18 protein-coding genes and 1 tRNA gene are annotated in these 20,881 nt (G+C 62.2%); 15 read left to right on the plus strand and 4 right to left on the minus strand.

Translation table 11 applies throughout. From position 1 onward, the window contains the following. Positions 1–476: 476 nt before the first annotated feature. Positions 477–1,499 (minus strand): ferrochelatase, encoded by a 1,023-nt coding sequence (locus VHD36_24255; GenBank protein ID HVU90459.1) that lies wholly within the window; start codon positions 1,497–1,499, stop codon positions 477–479. Between the two features lie 250 nt (positions 1,500–1,749). Between VHD36_24255 and VHD36_24260 the strand changes: the two genes are divergently transcribed. Then, positions 1,750–3,510 carry a cyclic nucleotide-binding and patatin-like phospholipase domain-containing protein gene (locus VHD36_24260; GenBank protein ID HVU90460.1) on the plus strand — a complete coding sequence of 587 codons (1,761 nt, stop codon included), beginning with the start codon at positions 1,750–1,752 and terminating at the stop codon, positions 3,508–3,510. Between the two features lie 77 nt (positions 3,511–3,587). Here the strand turns inward: VHD36_24260 and VHD36_24265 are convergent. Together VHD36_24265 and csrA are read right to left on the minus strand one after the other, a co-directional pair. Beyond that, positions 3,588–3,661, minus strand: a tRNA-Glu gene (locus tag VHD36_24265). Between the two features lie 189 nt (positions 3,662–3,850). Beyond that, entirely contained in the window at positions 3,851–4,090 is a 240-nt protein-coding gene (gene csrA / locus VHD36_24270) for a carbon storage regulator CsrA (GenBank protein ID HVU90461.1), read from the minus strand. 827 nt (positions 4,091–4,917) lie between these two features. Here csrA and VHD36_24275 point away from each other — a divergent pair. The 14 genes from VHD36_24275 (at position 4,918) to VHD36_24340 (ending at position 19,507) form a co-directional block, all read left to right on the plus strand. Further along, positions 4,918–5,445, plus strand: coding sequence for a 4Fe-4S binding protein (locus VHD36_24275; protein ID HVU90462.1), 528 nt, complete (start codon positions 4,918–4,920; stop codon positions 5,443–5,445). 59 nt (positions 5,446–5,504) lie between these two features. Continuing rightward, a complete protein-coding gene (locus VHD36_24280) occupies positions 5,505–5,972 on the plus strand; it encodes a DUF2203 domain-containing protein (GenBank protein HVU90463.1) in 468 nt (155 codons plus the stop codon). Between the two features lie 242 nt (positions 5,973–6,214). Then, complete coding sequence (locus tag VHD36_24285; protein ID HVU90464.1) at positions 6,215–6,643, plus strand: pentapeptide repeat-containing protein; 429 nt, start codon at positions 6,215–6,217, stop codon at positions 6,641–6,643. Positions 6,644–6,944: 301 nt separating this feature from the next. Beyond that, positions 6,945–7,559 (plus strand): NADH-quinone oxidoreductase subunit A, encoded by a 615-nt coding sequence (locus tag VHD36_24290; GenBank protein HVU90465.1) that lies wholly within the window; start codon positions 6,945–6,947, stop codon positions 7,557–7,559. A 76-nt stretch (positions 7,560–7,635) separates the two neighbouring features. After that, positions 7,636–8,166 (plus strand): NADH-quinone oxidoreductase subunit C, encoded by a 531-nt coding sequence (locus VHD36_24295; protein ID HVU90466.1) that lies wholly within the window; start codon positions 7,636–7,638, stop codon positions 8,164–8,166. 67 nt (positions 8,167–8,233) lie between these two features. Next, complete coding sequence (locus VHD36_24300) at positions 8,234–9,439, plus strand: NADH-quinone oxidoreductase subunit D (GenBank protein HVU90467.1); 1,206 nt, start codon at positions 8,234–8,236, stop codon at positions 9,437–9,439. Between the two features lie 390 nt (positions 9,440–9,829). After that, complete coding sequence (gene nuoH / locus VHD36_24305) at positions 9,830–11,068, plus strand: NADH-quinone oxidoreductase subunit NuoH (protein ID HVU90468.1); 1,239 nt, start codon at positions 9,830–9,832, stop codon at positions 11,066–11,068. A 2-nt stretch (positions 11,069–11,070) separates the two neighbouring features. Then, positions 11,071–11,787 (plus strand): NADH-quinone oxidoreductase subunit J, encoded by a 717-nt coding sequence (locus tag VHD36_24310; GenBank protein HVU90469.1) that lies wholly within the window; start codon positions 11,071–11,073, stop codon positions 11,785–11,787. Between the two features lie 48 nt (positions 11,788–11,835). Further along, positions 11,836–12,180, plus strand: a complete 345-nt coding sequence (gene nuoK, locus VHD36_24315) for an NADH-quinone oxidoreductase subunit NuoK (GenBank protein ID HVU90470.1) — start codon at positions 11,836–11,838, stop codon at positions 12,178–12,180. Continuing rightward, entirely contained in the window at positions 12,180–14,621 is a 2,442-nt protein-coding gene (nuoL, locus tag VHD36_24320; GenBank protein HVU90471.1) for an NADH-quinone oxidoreductase subunit L, read from the plus strand. Before nuoK ends, nuoL begins: the two co-directional genes overlap by 1 nt. Before the next feature lie 76 nt (positions 14,622–14,697). Beyond that, positions 14,698–16,458, plus strand: a complete 1,761-nt coding sequence (locus tag VHD36_24325; protein ID HVU90472.1) for an NADH-quinone oxidoreductase subunit M — start codon at positions 14,698–14,700, stop codon at positions 16,456–16,458. A 42-nt stretch (positions 16,459–16,500) separates the two neighbouring features. Then, positions 16,501–18,246 carry an NADH-quinone oxidoreductase subunit N gene (locus tag VHD36_24330; protein ID HVU90473.1) on the plus strand — a complete coding sequence of 582 codons (1,746 nt, stop codon included), beginning with the start codon at positions 16,501–16,503 and terminating at the stop codon, positions 18,244–18,246. A gap of 16 nt (positions 18,247–18,262) precedes the next feature. Continuing rightward, positions 18,263–18,691 carry a hypothetical protein gene (locus tag VHD36_24335; GenBank protein ID HVU90474.1) on the plus strand — a complete coding sequence of 143 codons (429 nt, stop codon included), beginning with the start codon at positions 18,263–18,265 and terminating at the stop codon, positions 18,689–18,691. Positions 18,692–18,733: 42 nt separating this feature from the next. Then, complete coding sequence (locus tag VHD36_24340) at positions 18,734–19,507, plus strand: TatD family hydrolase (GenBank protein ID HVU90475.1); 774 nt, start codon at positions 18,734–18,736, stop codon at positions 19,505–19,507. A 121-nt stretch (positions 19,508–19,628) separates the two neighbouring features. On the opposite strand, the gene pheA is transcribed toward VHD36_24340, so the two are convergent. Further along, the gene (gene pheA, locus VHD36_24345; GenBank protein ID HVU90476.1) at positions 19,629–20,741 is read right to left on the minus strand and encodes a prephenate dehydratase; all 1,113 of its coding nucleotides are present in this window, start codon (positions 20,739–20,741) and stop codon (positions 19,629–19,631) included. Positions 20,742–20,881 lie beyond the last annotated feature (140 nt).

Consider the following 20,881-nt stretch of genomic DNA (forward strand, 5'->3'; position numbering starts at 1 on the left):
GATATTGCCGGCAGGCACTATTGAGGTAACTTGGGGGGAACACTCGGGTTTACTTTTAGGCGCTAGTACCGGTCGCTGGACGATGGAAGTAAGCAATGCCACTGATGGCCATGAGCTTCACGGCGTTCAAGCCGTGTTGCTGGTGTCGGACGTTGCGGCGACGGTTGCCTGTTAGACATTTGCCGCCGAATTGTAGGGAGCACGCCGACTGTCCCGCATCGCGACGGCACTAGCGTTTTCGCCGCCCACTGGCGACCGGGGAGTGGCCGAGCTGGGATTGATCGACGAATACGAGTTCGTGGTACATCCTCGGCTGACGGGTCATGGACCGACGTTGTTCGCCGGAATTTCAAAACACGTCGACCTGAAGCTCGTAAGCCGGCTGCAACTCAGCCCGAGTGTGATAGCGATGCGGTATGAGCCGCGAAGATGATCAGCCGTCGAATCGCGACCCAACGGCCTCTCCGGCCGCGCGCTTATCGTTGCGGCGGCAAACAGCAATCGGCCGCGCAGACGTCGTGACTCGGCCCGAGCGTTCCCAGCGCGCGGCGCGGGTGGCCGGGCTCGACGCGTTCGAGTACCAATTCGCGGATCATGGCGACGAACTTGGGAGCGGTGCCTGCCGTGCCGGCGCGGACCATGTTCAGGCCGAGCGAATCGCTTAGCTGCCGGGCCTCAATATCCAGATCGTACAGCACTTCCAAGTGGTCCGAAATGAAGCCGATCGGCAAGACCACCACGTCTTTTGTACCTTGCCGGGCCAGCTCGCGCAGCGCGTCAAGGATATCGGGCGCGAGCCACGGCTGTGTCGGTGGACCACTGCGGCTTTGATAGGTCAGTTGCCAGGCGTGTCCTGGAAACGAGGCGGCTACGAGTCGGCACGCTTCGCGCAGCTGCGCCTCGTACTCGCAGTTCTGCGCCATGCCCAGCGGAATGCTGTGCGCCGTGAATACCAGTGGCGTGCCGGCACGTCGGTCTGCGGGGATCGTTTCTAGCGACTGCGATACACGCCCGACCATGGTTTCAATGAAGAGCGGATGATTGAAGAACATCCGCAGTCGGTCGAGGCGCGGGGCGGCAGGCCCGACCTCGCGCTGCGCGGCCTCGATGTTCTCGCGGTATTGCCGGCAGCCCGAGTAGGAGCTGAACGCCGACGTGAAGAACACCAGGGCACGGCGGACGCCCTGCGCGGCCATTTCCCGTACGGAGTCGGCGAGGAACGGATGCCAATTCCGATTGCCGAAATAAATCGGCAGCCGTGGCCCATGCTGCTCGAATTCCCGCGTCAGGGCGTCGATCAGCGCGCGGTTCTGGTCGTTGATCGGGCTTTTGCCGCCGAAATGGTGATAGTGCTCGGCGACTTCCAGCAGCCGCTCGCGCGGCACATTGCGACCGCGCGTGACATTCTCGAGAAACGGCAGCACGTCGTCGGGCTGCTCGGGGCCGCCAAAGGATAGCACCAGCAGTGCGTCGTACGGTTCAACTCCGGCAGCGTGCAAAGGGGCTCTCCGGCAAAACAGAATCTCACCCTCGGATTATCGGCCGAGGTACGACGGCCTTCAAGGCGGCTTCTTCCACGCGAAGTCGTCCACGCCCGCAAAAGCAAGCGTTGACAATCAGGCGACGGGGCGCGATTCTTTTGTCGAGGAGCCCAAAGTCACGGAGGACGCCGCGATCAACCAGGTTTCGTTACAAGTTCTGCGCCGCAGCGATCTCTGTCGCGGTCTGAGCCCGGCCGAAGTGCAAACGGTGGCCGATGCGGTGCGCCCGATGGTGGTCGCCAGCGGCGATCTGATTTGCCGGCAGGGGGACACCGGCTACACGATGTACGTCGTCGTGCGCGGCCGCGTGAAATTGGCCGTCGATAGCCACGGCGAGCCGTACCGCCTGCTGGGCTACATCGGTCGCGGCCAGCACTTTGGCGAAATGGCCGTGCTCACCGACGGATTGCGCACCGCCACCGCGTCGGCCGTGATCGATAGCGAACTGCTGGAACTGGATCGCGACAGCTTCGAGCGCCTGTTGGATTCGGTTCCTGGATTTGCCGCGAATCTAAGTCGTTCGCTCGGACTGCGTTTGCGCTGGGATTCGCGCGGCCGCAAGCGCAACCAGGAGCTCTCGCTCGTCGGCATCGTCAATTCCACGCTGCGCACCCAAGGATTCGTGGGCCCACTGGCACAGGCCCTGGCGGCTGGCGGCGAATCGGTCGAAGTCCTCACCGACCGGCCGGAAAAGTGGCCGGCCGAGGGCAATTACTTGATCGAGCGTATCCCGGCAGGGCTATCGGGCCAGGACAAAGTGCGCGTCGTGCGCGAACGTTTGCAGCAAGTCGTCGAGCATCATACGCGCGTGTTGTTGGACCTGACGCAAGCCGGCCTGGAGAACGAGCTACCGCAACTATTGAGCATGTGCGAGGAAATCTGGTGGCTTGTCGAGACGCGCTATGCCGGCACGAGTTGGGAGAACCTGCGCAAGCTGCTGGCCGCCGAGCCGCGGCTGGCCGGCCGCCCGCGGATTGTTTGGATCATGGGCGCGAGCGAACGCTTTGCACCGGCGCTACCGAACGACGCCCGGGTGGCGCGCCCTGATTTCAAAGTCGTGCTCGACGAACCGCGGCAAGCGACCAGCCGCCAGCATGAACAGGGAATCAGCCGGCTGGTGCGCCATCTGCAGGGCGTGCGCATCGGGCTGGCGCTCGGCGGCGGCGGCGCGCGCGGACTGGCGCACTTGGGAGCCCTACGCCGCTTGGAAAGCGCCGGGCTTTCGTTCGATATGATCGCCGGTACCAGCAGCGGCGCCCTGATGGGGGCCGCCTACGCGGCCGGCTTCTCGCCGCCGGAGGCCATCGAAGCCTTTCGCGAGGCGCTCACGCCACCGCGAATATGGCGCGCCATACCAGGCGGAGATCGCATCTACATCTGGACGATGTTCCGCATCGGGGCGTGGGATCGGATGCTGCGGCACTTTTTCGGCGACGCCACTCTCGAGCAATTGCAATTGCCGTTGGCCACGGTGGCCGTCGATTTGGTGAGCGGCAAACAAGTGATTCGTGACCGCGGCGACGCGGTGCGCGCCGTCGTCGAGAGTATCAATGTGCCGATGATTTCTCGGCCCATTCTCACCGACGGTATGGCGCTGGTCGACGGCGGAGTGCTCAACAACCTGCCCGCCGATGTGTTATCGGAGCGCGGGGCATCGTTCGTCGTGGGCATCGACGTAGCAACCCGCATGCCGGCGCGTTTTGGCGGTAATGAGCCGGGAACGCCGACCGAGCGCATGCGCCGCGCGGGCCCCCTGGAAACGCTATTTCGGGTCAACGAGGTGCAGGCCTATGGCATTACGGCGCTACGCAGCGGCGCCGTGGACTTGATGATCACGCCCGACACCTCGGCGTTCGAGTTTGCCGATTTCGAGAGCGCGCGGGAGCTGGCGGACGTGGGCGAGGCGGCGGCCGAAAGGATGCTGCCGCAACTGACACAGATGCTGCGCGAGTTGCGCGGCAAACGGTGAAAGAGCGGTCGCCCTTATAATAGGCGCGCACACCGAGCGCCCCGGCGCCGCGATCGAGGCGCGGCAAATATCACAAGTGACCCCGACGGGATTCGAACCCGTGTTGCAGGCGTGAAAGGCCTGTGTCCTAGGCCGGCTAGACGACGGGGCCAGCCTGGCGATAGCCAAGACGGCTGTATAATCGTGCGGACGATAAGCCGTCAAGTAGCATGCATGCACGCGGGCGAAATCAGCTTGGCTTCGAAGCGAAGCGCACCGACCGCAAACGGTCGCAGATTGCTAGCCGCGCGAGCAAGAGATCGAGAAGACGAAGCCAGTGCGATCAGACAGCAAGCGCGATTTAGGCTTCGGCCGCGGGTTCGGCCCCCGCGACGTCCGGCTTTGGTGCGTGCTTGTCGGCGCCGCTACCATGATCGTCATTGCGATGGATCGCCTGGTAGACCTCGCTGCGATGCACCGGAACTTCCTTGGGTGCTTCGACTCCCAAGCGGACCTTATCCCCCCGGATTTCGACCACGACGATGGTAATGTCATCGTTGATGACAATACTTTCGTTCTTCTTCCGCGATAGGACCAACATCGGACGTTCCTTCGTTTGGAAAGCTTCCCTGGGGGGGAGCGACTTCCTTGTATCTGGTCAGTAATCCGCACGACGGGCGGACCACGGAAACCGACAATTTCGGGTCAACTTCCGTACATCACCCAGGTGATTTACCTCATTTCACTCTACGTAGCCCAGGAAACTAGTCAAGTTATTCGATTGGCCACCCCGGGGTTTTTACGCCACTTTGGCACGCAATTCGTTGGGGTAAAGTCACCAGCGCCGATTTGATCGCCCCTGAGGAATTTGCGACGACGATATAGAATCACTTGTCCTGTAAGGACTTACATGACCTGATGACCGTTACAAGAGACACCGCCCCGTGGGCCAGGTACCGTCGGCCAACGGCCTGATTTTCGACAAGTGAAGCTTCGGTTTTGGGCACGTCCGGCTCGGGAAGATCCCCATCCGGCGAGGTGGACGCCTTTGGCGGATGGACTTTCGCGCGCCGATGTTGCGGCAAATTGTCGGACCTCAGCGCGACCATTCTCCTTCGGACAAAGACCATGGCTCGATGCCCACCCGCGCGCAATCCGTGTTCGATCCACCCAGTCACCGGAGGTCAACAGGGAGCGCGCGCTAGGGCTGGCGTAGCGCCTACGATGCGGGCATGGCCAAGGATTCCTGCGATTCGGCTTTCGATTTCCGTTGCCATGGTGCGGCTCGCACGCGAGTCCTTGCGGGTATTTTCGGCGTGCCTATAATCGGGATCGATCGGGACCTGCGCGGCGCGTGCGAGCGCCTGCGCACATCAGAATTGTCCTTCCCGACGCCAAGAATCGCCCCTATCACGCGGTATCCTCACCATGTTGGAATGGTTTCGGAATATTCGTGACGCCGTATTCACGGTCGCGCACGGCTTGTATGTGACGCTGCGCTATTGGCTTGCGACGTACGATCCGCAGCGCAAGACGTTCACCGAAAAGTACGAGTATCCGGAACTGCCGGTACCCGTCGCCCCGCGTTATCGCGGTTTTCACCGCTATGACCTGACGACCTGCATCGCCTGCGATCAGTGCGCCAAGGCCTGCCCCGTCGACTGCATCTACATCGGCAAGGAACGCGTTACGCATGGTAAAGGGTTCAAGGTCACGGGTTTTACGATCGACTACACGAAGTGCATGTTCTGCGCGTTGTGCGTGGATCCCTGCCCGGTGGATTGCATATTTATGGGAGCGACGCACGATCTGAGCTGCTATAGCCGCGACGGATGCATCGTCGACTTCTCGCGACTGCCTGTGGACGTTGCCTGGGGTCGGGCGACGTTGAATCCGACGGCCGTTGCCGGTTCGAAGATCATTGCCGAGCCGGTACACGGCGGCCCCAACCAGTAAGCTGGCCACCAATCGCTGTGACCAAGAGCAAAGCACCAGCAGAGTAAAGAGGTTCGGTCATGCCTGGCGAGCCGTTCGAGGGACGCAAGATCTTCACCGTCGAATCGGCCAATGCGTCGCTGCCGCTGGTGCGGGCCATCGTGAACGACCTGGCCCAACTCTCGCGCGAAGTCGTCGAGCGGCGCGAGCGGCTGGCGCTATTGCTGGCCGGCCGTGAACGCAGCCCGCAGGACGCTTACGGCGAAGAGCTGTCGCAAATCGAAGAGGAATTAGAGAAGGACAGCCGGCGGCTGCAGGAATACGTCGAGGAGCTGCAAGCGCTGGGCGTGGAGCCCAAGAACGGCCCCGACGGGCTGGTCGATTTTCCCGCGACGCATGAGGGACGGCCGATTTATCTGTGCTGGAAGCTCGGTGAGCCCGAAGTGCTGCACTGGCACGAGCTGGATGCCGGCTTCCGCGGCCGTCAGCCGCTGACGGCGGGTGCCTCGGTGGGCGGTTCCGGGACGAACGACAGCATTTCCGGCTGACGACACGGCAGCATAATGCTGTTCGACTCGAGCTCATTGGCGCGAAGCGCGCCTTGCAACCGCCGCACTTTCGTCTCGGCAATCGTCCTTGATTCCGTTTTGAATTCGGGCCCTTCAAGACGCTCGAACTTTTTTCATTTACAATGCATAAATAGCGTGGGCGGTATCGCTCGACATGGCTTCCGGGCGAGGAAACACATCTGTTCGAGATCAAGGACAAGGGCGGTGCTGTTCTGCACCGAATCGAAGCGCGGCGGCTCGACAAGGCAAACTTGACCGGGCTTGTTTTGCGATGCGCGAATTTATCGGGCCTGAGCCTGACGCGGGCCGTGCTGCGCAAGGCGGATTTGTGCGAGGCAGATCTCTCGTTCGCCAATCTCGCCTCGGCCGACCTTGAGCAGGCATTGCTGGTGCGCGCCAACTTCAATTGCGCGATGCTCATCGCCGCGTCGCTCGCCGAATGCGACTTGCGCGAGGCCAACCTGCGGCATGCCAGCATGTTTCAGGCCAATTTGCGCGGCGCGCGGCTAGAGCGGGCGAGCCTGTTGGGGACCGACCTGTCGAGCGTCGACCTTACGGATGCGAACCTGCTGGGCGCCGTCTACGACGCCCGTACGCGCTGGCCCGACGGCTTCGATCCCCTGCCGGCCGGAGCGGTGGCCAAAGGGTAGCGGCCGGTTACCGTAGAAAATGAGGGGTGCCATGCTCACGCTTGCGTGAGCATGTGGCTCGATCTCTTGCCAGTTGAGCATGGCCACGGCAAGCGTGGCCATGGCCCCCAGAGCCCGCATCGAATTGTGGTAGACCACTCGTCAGGGTGCCGTGCTCGTGAAACGGATTTCCCCTCCTTCCTTGCCGAAAGTCCATGCGGCCAACGGTCCCGGTAGGGTTGCAAAAGGGGCCGCTTGGCCTAGAATTCTGCTTTTGCGGGGAAGTTTCCCGCTTCGCCCTAATTCTCTCGGGTGCCGCGTCATGTCGCCGACCTTGATCGCCGGGTATCTGGCGTTGTTCTTCGGCTTTGGTTTTTTCTTCCTCTTCATCCACCTGGTGATGGGGAAATTCATTCGCCCCAAGAAACCCTCGGTCGAGAAGTTGCAGGTTTATGAGTGTGGCGAGCCGGCCATCGGCTCGAGCTTCGTGCAGTTCGACTTGCGATTCTACGTCGTGGCCTTGTTGTTCATCATCTTCGACGTCGAAGTGGCTTTCTTCTTTCCGTGGGCCGCCGTGTTTGGCAAGGCCACCGAGTTGATGGATCCCCATGTCGCGGGCCGCACCCAGATCGTGGCGATGAAGGAGAACGATAAGCTCAGCCCACCGGTCAGCGCCGTGTACGACGCGCTGGACGTGCCCGAGGCGGCTCGTCCCACGGCGGCCGATGCCGAGCAAGTGCCCGAGACGGCTCGCATGCTGGCCGCGCTCTCGATCGCGGATATTCTCGTCTTCTTTGCCGTTCTACTGGTCGGGTTTGCCTACGTGTGGCGCCGTGGCGACCTGGATTGGGTACGTGCGCTGAGCGTCGAGCGCGGGCGGCGCGGTCCGGCACCTCCCGACGTGATCGAGGAAGAGGAGCCGATGTTGGTCGGTTGAGCGGGGCGCATGGCCTGGGCCGCGGCTGCACGTGGTTGCCGCCGCTCTTTTGTCTAATTTGAGCGAACGATATTCGATGAGCGGCCAAACATTTCTCGATACCCTGCAGAAGCGATTCGGTGAGGCAATCACCGGCAGCAACTTCGAAGCCATCGATCCGTGGATCGAGGTATCGCCCGAGGGACTGGTCGACGTCTGCACATTTTTGCGCGACGACCCGAAGCTGCGTTTCAACCTGCTGAACTGCATCACGGTGGTCGACTATTTCGAGCCCGACCCGAAGAAGGCGGCCAAAGCCGGCTTCGACCCGCACCTGGAGCTCGTCTATCACTTGTGGAGCATTCCGAACAAATCGAGCCTGGTCGTGAAGGTCATGCTGCCGCGTTGGAAGGACGACACGCCGGGCGAACTGCCCGAGGTGCCGACCGTCAGCGGCGTGTGGAGCACGGCCGACTGGCACGAGCGCGAGACGTACGACCTGAGCGGCGTGCGCTTCGTGGGGCACCCGAACCTGCGGCGCATCTTGTGCCCCGAGGACTGGGTCGGTCACCCGCTGCGCAAGGATTACGAGATGCCGCTTGAGTACCACGGCATCCGCGGCCGCTAAAGCGGCGGCGCGAGTCGGCCCCGCATAGACAGCACTATTCTGTAAAAACCATACGCGACGAAGTTTCATGGCCACGCACCTCGACGATCCCCGCATTATCGAGTTCGACGTTCGCACCGACGAAATGTTGGTGAACATGGGACCGCAACATCCCAGCACCCACGGGGTGCTGCGCCTGGTGCTGCGGACCGACGGCGAGGTCGTTTCGGAGTGCACCCCGCACATCGGCTATCTGCACCGCTGTGCCGAGAAGATCGGCGAGAATCTCACGCCACGACAGTGGATTCCGTACACCGACCGGATGGACTATCTGGCCGGGATGAACATGAATCTCGGCTGGGCGCTGGCCGTCGAGAAGCTGATGAAGTATCAGTTGCCCGACAAGGCGAAGCACCTGCGTGTGATCATTTCGGAGTTGAACCGCATCGCCAGCCACCTGGTCGGCATGGGCGCCTATGGGCTCGACCTGGGTACGTTCAGCCCGTTTTTGTACGCCTTCCGCGAGCGCGAAAAGATCCTGGACTTGTTCGAACTCGCCTGTGGCGCCCGGCTCACGTACAGCTATTTGACCGTCGGCGGCGCGACGCACGACCTCCCCTCGGGCTGGCTGAAGAAGTGCGAGGAATTTCTCGATCAGTTGCTCCCAGTGATCGTCGAGTGCCATACGCTGTTGACCACCAATGCGATCTTCGTGAAGCGCACGGCCGGCCTGGGCATCCTCTCGCCCGAGATGGCGATCGACTACGGTTGCACCGGCCCGGTACTGCGTGGCAGCGGCGTGGATCACGACCTGCGCCGCGACGGCGAGGATCGTTACACCGACATGTACGACGGCTACGCGTTCGAGGTCATCGTGCAAAAGGACGGGCATTACCCGCGCGACCACGACTATCCCGCCGTGCCCCATGTGGCCGTTTTGGGCGATTGTTGGCACCGTTTTTATGTGCGGATGCTGGAAGTGATGCAGTCGATCGACCTGGTGCGCCAGGGAATTGATCGCTACAGCACGGCCAAGGGAGATTTCGGCACGCCCGTGAAGCTGACCGAGAAACTGCCCAAGGGAGAGGCGTACCTCGAGACCGAGGCGCCGCGCGGGCAGATGGGCTTCTACATCGTCAGCGACGGCGCGAGTATTCCGCGCCGCGTGCGGGCGCGCAGCAGCAGCTTCTGCAACTTGTCGGTGACGCACGAGCTGTGCCGCGGCTGCCTGATTGCCGACGTGCCGGCCATCGTCGGCTCGCTGGACGTGGTGATGGGCGAAATCGATCGCTAATTGCTACGCGCGGGGCAGAAGCCCGACGGGTGCATTGCCCGAAGCTTACTTCTCTGGCAGGTAACTTCCGTGCCACGAAGTCGGGGCAGGTGCCGTGCGGCGCTGCGCGCGATCCGTTGCATTGGCTCGACCCATCGCGCCTCGGCCTTTGCCAGCCGGATCAAGTCGGATTGACCGCGCTATCGGGTGTGACGGCCGAGGTGTTTTCGACAGGCGGCAAATTCGTGTCTTGGGGGGCTTGAACAGACCCCGGACCTTGTGCCATATTTCACGATCTTACGGGACTCCCGTACTCGGTAACGAGTTACGCATCGGTGCGATCGCAGCGCCGGCCGAGGGTCTCGCGGCTCATACGAGCGACTTGTAAATCGCTCAGGGATGATTCACACGGTGGCTGAAGCACTGGCGAGTTATCTGCCGCAGTCGCTGGCTCCGCTGGCGTATGTCGCTGTCGGTTTGGTGCAGTGTCTGCTCTTGTTGCTGGTGCCGTTCATCGGCGCCATGTTCTTCGTGTGGGTCGAGCGCAAGGTCTCGGCGCGCATTCAAGACCGTCTCGGCCCGACACGCTGCGGCGGCAAGTACGGCTGGCTGCAATTGCTGGCCGACGGTTTGAAGCTGATCACGAAAGAAGACCTGCGTCCGAAGGATGCCGACGCGGTGCTGTTCCGCCTGGCGCCGTACGTGAGTTTCTGCGCCTCGTTCGCCGCGCTCTTGGCACTGCCGTTCGCCAGCGGTTGGGTCGCGCAGCAAATGGACGTGGGCGTGTTCTTCATCCTGGCCGTGCTAGGGCTGGAAGTCTTTGGCGTCATCCTGGCCGGATATGCTTCGGCCTCGAAGTGGTCGTTGTTCGGCGCCATGCGCGAGGCGGCCCAAGTCGTGAGCTACGAAGTGCCGCTGGGCATGTGCGTCGTAGTGCCGGTCTTGATCACCGGCCAGATGGACCTGGTGAAGATCGCCGACATGCAGCAAGGCCTGTTTACCAACTGGCTCGTGTTTCACGATCCGTTCACGTTCATCACGTTCTGGGTTTATTTCACCTGCGCCACGGCCAGCGTGAATCGCGCCCCGTTCGACCTGGCCGAGGCCGAGAGCGAATTGGTCGCCGGCTTCCATACCGAGTATTCCGGCTTCCGCTGGTTGGCATTTTACATGGCCGAATACGGTTCGATGTTCATCGTCAGCGGGCTGGCCGCCATTCTGTTCTTCGGTGGCTGGAACGGACCGGTACCGGTGGCGTCGATCTTGCACCTGACCCCCGAACATGGTCCCGTGCTGGCCTGGATCGGCAACCTGCTGGGGCTGTTCAACTTCATCTTCAAGTGCGTGGCCGGCGTGACCTTCATGATCTGGGTTCGCTGGACGCTCCCTCGCTTGCGCATCGACCAGGTGATGCAGGTGTGCTTGAAGTACTGCACGCCGATCGCGGCCGTGATGTTCCTGGGGGCTACGCTGTGGACGTTCTACCTGCCGGGCGGATTGGGGCTGCGTGCGATGCCCTATGCCGAGCGGTATTTGAAATTCGATGATGCGAAGAAACCCGAAGCGCCGAAGGCGGACGCCAACGTAGCCCAGGCCGCTGGGATGACGCACCTGAGCGCCGTCGCCCGCTCGGCGGCGGAAGGGGAGTGAGCGTGGACGCGATCAACTGGCACACATTCTTCTTTTTGCTGTTCTCGCTGTTCGCGTGCGGCTTCGCCGTGGCGACGGTCGTGGCGGCGAACATCGTGCGGATGGCGATGTGCCTGATCATTTCGCTCGGTGCGACGGCCGGCCTGTTCTTTCTGGCCGGCGCCGATTTCGTCGGCTCGATGCAACTGTTGATCTACGTCGGCGGCACGCTGGTGCTGTTGATCTTCGGCGTCATGCTCACGGCGCAAGGCCCGTTCGTCTCGATGAAGACGGCCGGCGGCGATTGGATCGTGGCCGTGATGCTCTCGGGCTGCCTGGCGGCGCTCTTGGTGCCGGCGGCGTTTGCCATTCCCGATTGGCGCAATCGTCCGGCGACGGCCGAAGCGCACGAGGATCATCATGCCGCCCAGTCGACGGGCGCGAAGGTGCGTTTGACGTCCGCCGTTGAAGAGGAGATCGACGAAAAGACAACCATCGAGTTCACCCCGCTAACGACGGGCGGCGGCGTTCCCGACGCGCCGCCGAAGACCTCCACGCCGATCGGCCTAGGGCTGTTGGGCGCGCGTGTCGATCGCTTGCAGCCAGGGTCCGAATCGCTGAAGCCTGGCATGTCGGGCTATTTGCTTCCGTTCGAATTGGTGTCGGTCCACTTGCTGGTCGTGCTCGTGGGGGCGGCGTACCTGGCCCGCACCAAGCGTCGCGCCCGGCCTAGATCATAACCGTCCGACTTGCATCGTCCGCCGAGCGAGAAGTCGGCACCTAGAACCATGCAGTTTTTAACTCAACCCGTCGGCGTTTCGCACTTCCTGGTCGTGGGCGCGGTGCTGTTTATTTGCGGCGTCGTGTGCATGGCGGTGAAGCGGAACGCGCTGGGGATCCTGATGGGCGTCGAGCTGGTGCTCAACGGCGCGAACGTCAACTTCGTGGCGTTCAGCAGCGACTTCTTGAGCGACAACTCCCCATACTCCCTCGGGCTGGACGGGCAGTTGATTTCGCTTTTCGTCATCGTTCTGGCCGCGGCCGAAGCCGCCGTGGCATTGGCCATCACTTTGAACTTCTATAACAATCACGCCACGATCGACGTCGATCGCGCGGATGAACTAAAAGGCTGATGTCACCCGACCAATCATTGCCGCTGTTGCTTGGGCTGGCCTGGCTGGTGCCGCTGGCCTCGTTCGCGCTGATCGTGCTGTTTGGCCCGCGCATGGGCAAGCACGGCATCCTGGCCAGCTATGTGGCAACGGGCGCGATTCTCACTTCCTTCGTGCTGTCGTTCACGGCGTTTTGCATATGGCATTTCGGGCAGCTCGGCTACCACCGGGGCTCGGACGTTGCACACGCCAATGTCGCGGTCGGCGAAACCGTCGATCAGGCCATCGCTGAAGAGCACGCCACGGCCGAGCATGCGGGCGAAGTACACGAAGGCGCAGCTCATGAAGGTGGGCACGCGGGCCACGGCCTGCCGACCAAGCCGTCGGTAGCCTACACCGGCGATTTGTACAAGCTCGCGCAGGTCGGCCGTTTGAAGCTGGCGATCAGCTACTACATCGATTCGCTGACCGTGCTCATGTTCACCATGGTGTCGCTGATCGCGACCCTGATTCATTTCTACGCCTACGGCTACATGCACGACGAGCTGCATGAGGTCGTCGATCACGAAGTCACGCTCTCCGACGGTCACCACCTCCATCGGCCCGGACGCTTTCACCGGTTCTTCCAGTACCTGTCGCTGTTCTGCTTCAGCATGCTGGGGTTGGTGTACGCCGGGAACATCCTGATGGTGTTCGTCTTCTGGGAACTGGTGGGCATTTGCTCCTACTTCCTGATCGGCTTCTACATCGAGCGAAAGAGCGCCTCGAACGCCGCCAACAAGGCGTTCATCGTCAACCGTGTCGGCGACTTCGGCATGATCATCGGCCTGATGGCCCTGTGGGCCAGCCTGGGCACCTTTGCGTTCGGCGACTATCGCAATGAAAAGGGCGAGGTAGTCGAGACGGGCATTTTCAGCACCGTCCGTCCCGCGGAGAACAACTATCAGTTGACCGTGCCCGACGGCATGGTTCGCTACGCCGCCATGGATCAGATCGCGGCCGGCGTCGAGCCCTCGGCCGAGCAGATTCAAACCTGGCGCGAAGAGGGTTACGGTTACTGGCTGCTGGTGATTGCGGGTGTCGGCATCTTCTGCGGGTGCGTCGGCAAAAGCGCACAGTTCCCGCTGCACGTCTGGTTGCCCGACGCGATGGAAGGTCCCACGCCTGTTTCGGCACTTGTCCACTCGGCCACGATGGTGGCCGCCGGCGTGTACCTGGCCGGGCGGTTCTATCCCGTGTTTGCCCCCGAAGTGCTCTTGGTCATCGCGTACGCGGGTTGCATCACGCTGTTTCTCGCGGCCACGATCGCCATCACGGCGGTCGATATCAAGCGCGTGCTCGCTTACTCCACGGTCAGCCAGTTGGGCTACATGATGCTCGGCTTGGGTGTCGGCGGTTGGGCGGCCGGTTTGTTCCACCTGGTGACGCACGCTTTCTTCAAAAGCTTGTTGTTCATGTGCTCGGGCTCAGTGATTCACGCCACGCACACCAATGACATGCGTCGTATGGGTGGGCTGCGGCACAAGATGCCATGGACCGCTTACACGATGCTCGTCGGCGTGCTGGCGATCTACGGTGCCGCGATTCCGTTCGTCATCGGCTTCAGCGGCTACTACTCGAAGGACTCGATCGTCGCCCAGGTCTTGTCGTTCTATAACGTCAACCCGACGCACGGCGGCGTCTTCTTCGCCCTGTCGGTCGGCGGCGCCGGGATCACGGCGTTTTACATGTTCCGGCTGTGGTTCATGACGTTCGCCGGCAAGCCGCGCGATCATCACGTGTACGATCACGCGCACGAGTCGCCGCCGGTGATGTACATTCCGCTGGTGGTGCTGGCGGTGTTCGCCGTGATCGTCGGCTTCCCGTGGTTCCCGTTCAGCGTGGTAAAGCTGCTCGAACAGGCGCGGGGCGTCGGCATCGGTGCCGCGGCGACCGGATATCTGCTGCCCAGTTTGGTTTTTCCCGAAGAGCCGCTCAGCCACTCCGACGCGATTCACGGGCTGGCCGAAGTGTCGTTGTTCTTCGTCGCTTTGGCGGGCTTGGTCCTGTCGGCCGCGTTCTACGCCTTCAACCGGTTGAATCCCGAGGACGTGCGCCGCCAATTCGCGCCGATCTACCGGCTGTTCTGGAACAAGTGGTATTTCGACGAGCTGTACAACGCGATCTTCGTGCGGCCCGTCTTGTTCTTCTCGAAGCTGGTGGCCAATTTCGACCGCCAGGTGATTGACGGTGCGATCGATAATCTGGCGCGTGGCGTTCGTTCGATCGCCAGTATCGACGACCTGATCGATCGCTACCTGGTCGACGGCCTGGTCAACGTGGTGGCCGCCTGGACCTGGTCGATCGGCAATTCGTTCCGCACGCTGCAGACCGGCAAGCTGCGGCAATACGTGATGCTGATCGTGATCGGCACCGTGGCGTTGACGCTCTTGATCCGCTGGAGCGTGGCGGCGACGACCTGACGCGGCATGCCCGCAGCGACAACATTCACACAGAACCGACCAACGGTAACTGACTGACGACGAAAGCTGACCGACGATGGCACCGAACTACGAATCGAATTACATGCTGCTGTTGAGCTTGATCGTGTTTTTGCCGGCAGTGGGCGCTTTTGCCCTGATGCTGCCGATATTCTCGAACAAGCGGCCCGACGCCATTCGCCTGTTCAGCCTGGTGATCACGATCGCCGTGTTCGGCCTGACGGCCTATATGTGTTTCGATCGCGGCAGTGAAGCAGCGGGCACTTCCCGTTTCGAGGTCGGGCAGGCCGCGATGCAGGACACCTTCTCGATCGATTGGATCAAGTCGTTCAACATCTATTACTACATGGGCGTCGACGGCATCAGCTTCACGCTCTTGGTGTTGACCTCGTTCGTCACCCTCTTGGCCATGGGCGCCAGTTGGAACATCACCAAGCACGTAAAGGCGTATTGCATCCTGTTCTTGCTCCTGGAGACGGGCATGCTGGGGGTGTTCCTGGCGCTCGACTTCTTCCTGTTCTACGTCTTCTGGGAAGTGATGCTGCTGCCGATGTACTTCCTGATCGGCGTGTGGGGTGGTCCGCGCCGCGAGTATGCCGCGATCAAGTTCTTCCTGTATACGCTCGTGGGCAGCGTGCTGATGTTGATCGCAATCCTGATGCTGTACTTCAACAGCGACCTGAAGTTGCTCAGCCCCGAGCAACTGGCCAAGGCTCACGTGCCGGAGACGGTTATCACGGCCATTACCGAAGACGCGGCCGCGCCGGCCCATACGTTCAACTTGCTGGCCCTGGCCGAACTCGCGCAACTACCGGATTCGCCGTTCGATGCCGAGCTGTGGCTGGGCAAGTCGATCCAATGGTGGGCTTTCGTGCTGCTCTTTATCGGCTTTGCCATCAAGGTGCCGATCGTGCCCGTGCATACGTGGTTGCCTGACGCGCACGTCGAGGCTCCGACGCCAATCTCGATGATCCTGGCCGGCGTGCTCTTGAAGATGGGCGGCTACGGCATCATCCGCATCTGTTACCCGATCTGCCCCGACGCGGGTTATGACCTGGCGTACGTGGTGGCCGGCATCGGCGTCTTGAGCATGGTTTATGGTGCTTTCGCCGCCATGGCGCAGAAGGATTTCAAACGGCTCGTCGCTTACAGCTCGGTGAGCCACATGGGTTACGTGATCCTGGGGATCGGCGTGTGGAGCGCTTGGATCGGCACGGATTACAACCCCGACTATTGGGCGCTGGGCATGAACGGCGCCATGTTCCAAATGATCGCCCACGGCATCAGCTCGGCCGGCATGTTCTTCATGGTCGGCGTGATATACGACCGCGTGCATCATCGTAACCTGGACGAATTCGGCGGATTGTTCGCGCGGATGCCGGTCTATAGCGGCCTGGCGTTCGGCATCTTCTTCGCCGGCCTCGGGTTGCCCGGCTTGTGCGGCTTCATCGGCGAAGTCTTCGTGACGCTGTCGGTCTGGTCGTTCAGCAAGACGCTGGCCGTGATCTCGGCCTCGGTCGTCGTGCTGACGGCCGGCTACATCTTGTGGACGCTGCAGCGCGTTTACCTGGGACCGGAATACAAGGGACCGCACGGCGAGGATATTTACCCGATGACCCCGCGCGAGTTGGCGATAGCCGCGCCGCTCTTGGCATTCGCCATCGTCTTCGGTGTTTACCCGCAGGCGGTGTTCCGGTACCTCACGCCGAGCGTGAACAAGGAAATCCACGAGCTGGCCGACTGGACGCGCACCGTGAAGCAACCGCGGATCGATGCGGCCGAGGATCTGTCGGAAATGGCCCTGGCAGCACAGCGATAAAAGCGGCACAGCGATAACCAACAGACAAGAAACTAAACAGCCGTGAATTTTCAGGAACTGGTCAATAATCTGCGGTTAGACACGATCGACGTGTCGCTCCCTGGCTTCCGGCCGGAGTTGGCGATCTGCGCGACGATCGTCGTTATGCTGCTGCTTCGTTTGCCGAGATTTCGGGTCGACGCGTTTTACGTGGCGCTGGCCGGTTCGGTGGCGGCGCTCGTGCTGGCGGCCCCCTGGCGCTACCTGGGCAGCGAACCGGTCGTGGGGGGCAGCCCCTACCCGACCGAGCTTTTCACCGGCATGCTGCTGTTCGACGGCTTCACCGTCTATTTCCGCTCGGTGCTCTTGATCTTTGCCGTGTTGTTTCTGGTAATGACGCGCCTGTCGGGCATTCCCGATTCGGAAGATGGCGCCGACTTCTACACGCTCATCCTGGGCGCGACGCTGGGCATGTGCATCATGGCCTCGGCGAATCATCTGTTGATGATTTTCCTGGGCGTCGAGATGGCCAGCGTTCCGTCGTACGCCTTGGCTGGCATTCTCAAGGGACGCCGGCAGAGCAGCGAAGCGGCACTCAAGTATTCCGTCTTCGGCGCCGGCACCGCGGGCGTCATGCTCTACGGCATCAGCTTGCTGGCCGGTGCGACGGGCTCGGCCCACATCCCCACGATTGTTTCGCAGCTCACCACGATGTCGGCCGAAGCGTTCGGCCAGCGCGAGGCGGTGCTGATGCTCGGGGGCCTGATGATGGCCGTCGGCCTGGCGTTCAAGCTGTCGGCCGTGCCGTTCCATTTCTGGTGCCCGGACGTGTTCGAGGGGGCCAGCGCCGAGGTGGACGCGTTTTTGTCCGTCGCGTCGAAGGCGGCGGCCATGGCCTTGTTGATTCGCGTCGGCATTGGCTTCGCGCACCAGGCGCAAGTCGCGGAGCCCGTGGCCCTGCACGACCGGCAAGCCCAAGTGACACTCGTCGCGAACGTACAGGACGTGCCGGATGCCGAACCTGCTCCGGGCGAAGGGCTCAAGCGCGATCTGGCCCTTATCGACCTCGGTAAGGCCGGGCAGTTGGAGCTGGATCTCGACGCCAAGCCGACCGTGCTCGAGCGCAGCCGTGATTACATCGTGGGCGTAATCGCCTTTCTGGCCGCGATTACTTGCACGTTCGGCAACCTGGCCGCTTATGCTCAGACGAATATCAAGCGGCTGTTCGCCTATTCGACGATTGCCCACGCCGGCTACATGATGATGCCGGCCGCGGCTGCGGTGGCCCTCATCGGGCGCGACGACGGTGCCGCCGAACAAAGCGTGGCGGCCGTAGCCTTCTACGTCGGCGTGTACTTGTTCATGAACCTGGGGGCGTTCGCCGTCGTGGCTTTCCTGCGGAACGCCATGCGTAGCGAAGAGATCAAGGACTACGCCGGCCTGATCCGCACGTCGCCGGGCCTGGTCGTGTGCTTTTCGATCATTTTGATCAGCCTGATCGGCTTGCCGTTCTTCAGCGGCTTCATCGCCAAGTGGCTGGCGTTCTACGCGCTCGTGCCGGCCAAGTTGTACTGGCTGCTGGTCGTGGGCGGATTGAACACCGCGCTCAGCCTGTTCTATTACCTGCGGATCGTCAAGACGATGACCATGGATCCCGAGCCGGCGGATCGTTTGCCGGTCGATTTCTCGATGGTCTCGGCCGAGGGAGCGTTCGTCGCTCTTATCACGCTGCCGGTTGTCGTGCTGGGCGTGGCCTGGGATCAACTGTATCAGTGGGCCGCGGTGGCCAGTCATCAATTGCTGAACTAAGAGCGCAAAACGATTCATGCCCTCGGCCAAAACCATCGACCTACTGAACGAATTGTTCGCGATCGAGAATCGCTCGCTTCCCACGTACCTGGCCGACGCTTGCCCCTGGACGCATCCGGGCGATGAGCCGGCGAGCCAGGCGCTTGTGCATATCCTGGCCGATCAGCAGCAGATGGTGGGCCGTCTGGGCGATCTGATCGACGCCCGCGGCGGCCGCGTGGACCGCGGTTCATTCCCGATGGAATACACGGACATGAACCTGCTGTCGCTCGATTTTCTGGTGCTGGAGTTGATCCGCTGCCAGAAGCGCGATATTGCCGATATCGAGCGCATCGTGCCCAGCTTCGGCGCCGATCGCGAAGCCCGCGAGTTGGCCGAAGAGATCTTGGGCAGCGAACGGGCTCACTTGGAAGCTCTCGAAGATCTGGTCAAGCAACCGTCGTAGCCTACAAAGCTCAGGGCCTGCCAGCTCAGGCACTCAAGCCCGATGCGCCTCTTCGATTCTCACGCGCATCTGAATCAGGACGATTTCGACGCCGACCGCGACGACGTGATCGCGCGTGCCCGGGCCGCCGGGGTCGAGAGTATCGTGACGATCGGCTACAGCCTGGCATCGAGCCGGCAATCGATCGACATTGCCGCCCGCTACCCGGGCGTGTTTGCGGCTATCGGCATCCAGCCAAACGACACCATTCACGCCGCCGCGGGCGACTGGGACGAGATCGTGGCACTTGCCGCCGCGCCGGGCGTGGTGGCGGTGGGCGAGACGGGGTTGGACCGCTATTGGGACACGTCGCCACTTGCGCTCCAGCAAGATTATTTCGACCGGCATTTGCGGCTTTCGCAGCAGAGCGGCTTGCCCTTCGTCGTACACACGCGCGAAAGCGATGCCGAAGTTCTGGCGATGTTGCGCGAAGCCCGCACGCGCGGCCCGCTCTCGGGCGTCATGCACTCCTTCACCGGCAGCGCCGCGACGGCGGCCGAATGCGTCGAGCTAGGCCTGTACATCAGCTTTGCCGGCATGGTGACGTTCAAGAAATCGGACGAGCTGCGGGCCGTGGCGGCCACGATTCCCGATGATCGCATTCTGATCGAGACCGATTCGCCGTATCTTTCGCCGCATCCGTTGCGCGGCAAGCGCAACGAACCGGCCCACGTCGCCCATACGGCCGCGTGCCTGGCGGCGGTGCGCGGTGTCGACGTTGAAGCGTTTGCCGAGCGGACGACCGCCAACGCGCGGGCGCTGTTTCGTATCGCATGATCGAGGAAGAAGTGATGAGCGCGGAGTGATGAGCGATGAGCGAAATATGGGATACGATGGCTAGCGAGTAGCCACGCCCGCTTCCGTTCAGCACTCAGCGTTCATCACTTCGCGCTTCCGCCTATCCCACCGGTTGCGTCTGCGGGCAGGAGCCCAATACTTCCAGGCGCTGCGCCTTCTTGCCGAGCGCGGCCAGGGCCCGGCGGACTTTCAGATCGGTCTCGTGCCCGTCGAATTCGACGAAGAACAGGTATTCGCCGCGGGCGATCGGGAAGGACTCGATCCAGGTCAGGTTCAGCCGGTTGCGTTTGAAGATCGTGATGGCTTCCGCGAGTGAGCCGGGACGGTGTGCGATCTGGAACATCACGGCGGTCTTATCGCGTCCCGAGCGCGGAGCGGCGTCGGCGCCGATCACGGCAAAGCGGGTGATGTTGTCGGGATTGTCTTCGATCCCCTCGACCAACACGTCGAGACCGTAGTGCACGGCCGCCTCGCGGCTGGCGATAGCGGCCGCGCCAGGCTTATCGGCGGCCATCTGTGCGGCCGCCGTGGTGCTCGTGACTTCGACCAGACGGGCCGCCGGCAGGTGCTTGGCCAGCCAGTTGCGGCACTGCGAAAAGGGCTGCGCCTTGCTATAGACTTCGACAATTTCGCTCCGCGGGCTGCGGCTCATCAGGGCGTGGCGAATGCGCAGCTGCACTTCGCCGCAGATCCGCACGCGCTCGCGCGTGAACGTGTCGAGCGTGTCGGCAATCCGCCCGTCGGTCGAGTTCTCGATCGGCACCAGGCCGTAATCCGCCTGCCGGCGATTCACCTCTTCGAACACGGCCGCAATCGACCCGACCGGCACTAGCTCGACGCTTTCGCCGAAACGGTGCAGGGTGGCCAGATGACTGTAGGTGTAGAAGGGCCCGAGGAACGCGACGCGCAGCGGTTTGGTCAACTGGCGCGCGCTGCTGAGAATCTCGCGAAAGATTGCGCGGACGTGATCCGCCGAGAGTGGGCCTTTGTTTTGCGCGATGGCCGCTTCGATCGTCGCGTCGTCGCGGTCGGGCCGGAACGCGGGAAGGTCTTGCTTCTCGGCCGCGGCCAGGGCGAGGGCCAACTTGGCCCTGGCGTTGATCTGGGCCAGCAATTCACGATCAGCCCGCCCAAGCGCTACGCGCAGCTCGGGCGCTGACGCAAGTTTTGCCGCCCGCGTGCGAGTATCGGGATTGGGACGCTCTTTTGCCACGTTGGATTCTTTTGGATTCGGAGTCGAGAAGTCCTACAATCAGGTTACGTCTCCGGGTTTCACCTATGGCGGCTTACCCGGGGAGGAAGCTCGTCAGCGATGCTAAATACGGGGGCCACTCAAGGTTAGGACCGGAATTA

It is taken from the genome of Pirellulales bacterium, from assembly GCA_035546535.1.
Taxonomy (GTDB): domain Bacteria; phylum Planctomycetota; class Planctomycetia; order Pirellulales; family JACPPG01; genus JACPPG01.

What these genes read in the sequence shown, in the direction of transcription:
- csrA (HVU90461.1), bottom strand. Translation starts at nt 4,090, where the DNA reads ATGTTGGTCCTATCGCGGAAGAAGAACGAAAGTATTGTCATCAACGAT.
- VHD36_24275 (HVU90462.1), top strand. Translation starts at nt 4,918, where the DNA reads ATGTTGGAATGGTTTCGGAATATTCGTGACGCCGTATTCACGGTCGCG.
- VHD36_24280 (HVU90463.1), top strand. Translation starts at nt 5,505, where the DNA reads ATGCCTGGCGAGCCGTTCGAGGGACGCAAGATCTTCACCGTCGAATCG.
- VHD36_24290 (HVU90465.1), top strand. Translation starts at nt 6,945, where the DNA reads ATGTCGCCGACCTTGATCGCCGGGTATCTGGCGTTGTTCTTCGGCTTT.
- VHD36_24295 (HVU90466.1), top strand. Translation starts at nt 7,636, where the DNA reads ATGAGCGGCCAAACATTTCTCGATACCCTGCAGAAGCGATTCGGTGAG.
- VHD36_24300 (HVU90467.1), top strand. Translation starts at nt 8,234, where the DNA reads ATGGCCACGCACCTCGACGATCCCCGCATTATCGAGTTCGACGTTCGC.
- nuoK (HVU90470.1), top strand. Translation starts at nt 11,836, where the DNA reads ATGCAGTTTTTAACTCAACCCGTCGGCGTTTCGCACTTCCTGGTCGTG.
- nuoL (HVU90471.1), top strand. Translation starts at nt 12,180, where the DNA reads ATGTCACCCGACCAATCATTGCCGCTGTTGCTTGGGCTGGCCTGGCTG.
- VHD36_24325 (HVU90472.1), top strand. Translation starts at nt 14,698, where the DNA reads ATGGCACCGAACTACGAATCGAATTACATGCTGCTGTTGAGCTTGATC.
- VHD36_24335 (HVU90474.1), top strand. Translation starts at nt 18,263, where the DNA reads ATGCCCTCGGCCAAAACCATCGACCTACTGAACGAATTGTTCGCGATC.
- VHD36_24340 (HVU90475.1), top strand. Translation starts at nt 18,734, where the DNA reads ATGCGCCTCTTCGATTCTCACGCGCATCTGAATCAGGACGATTTCGAC.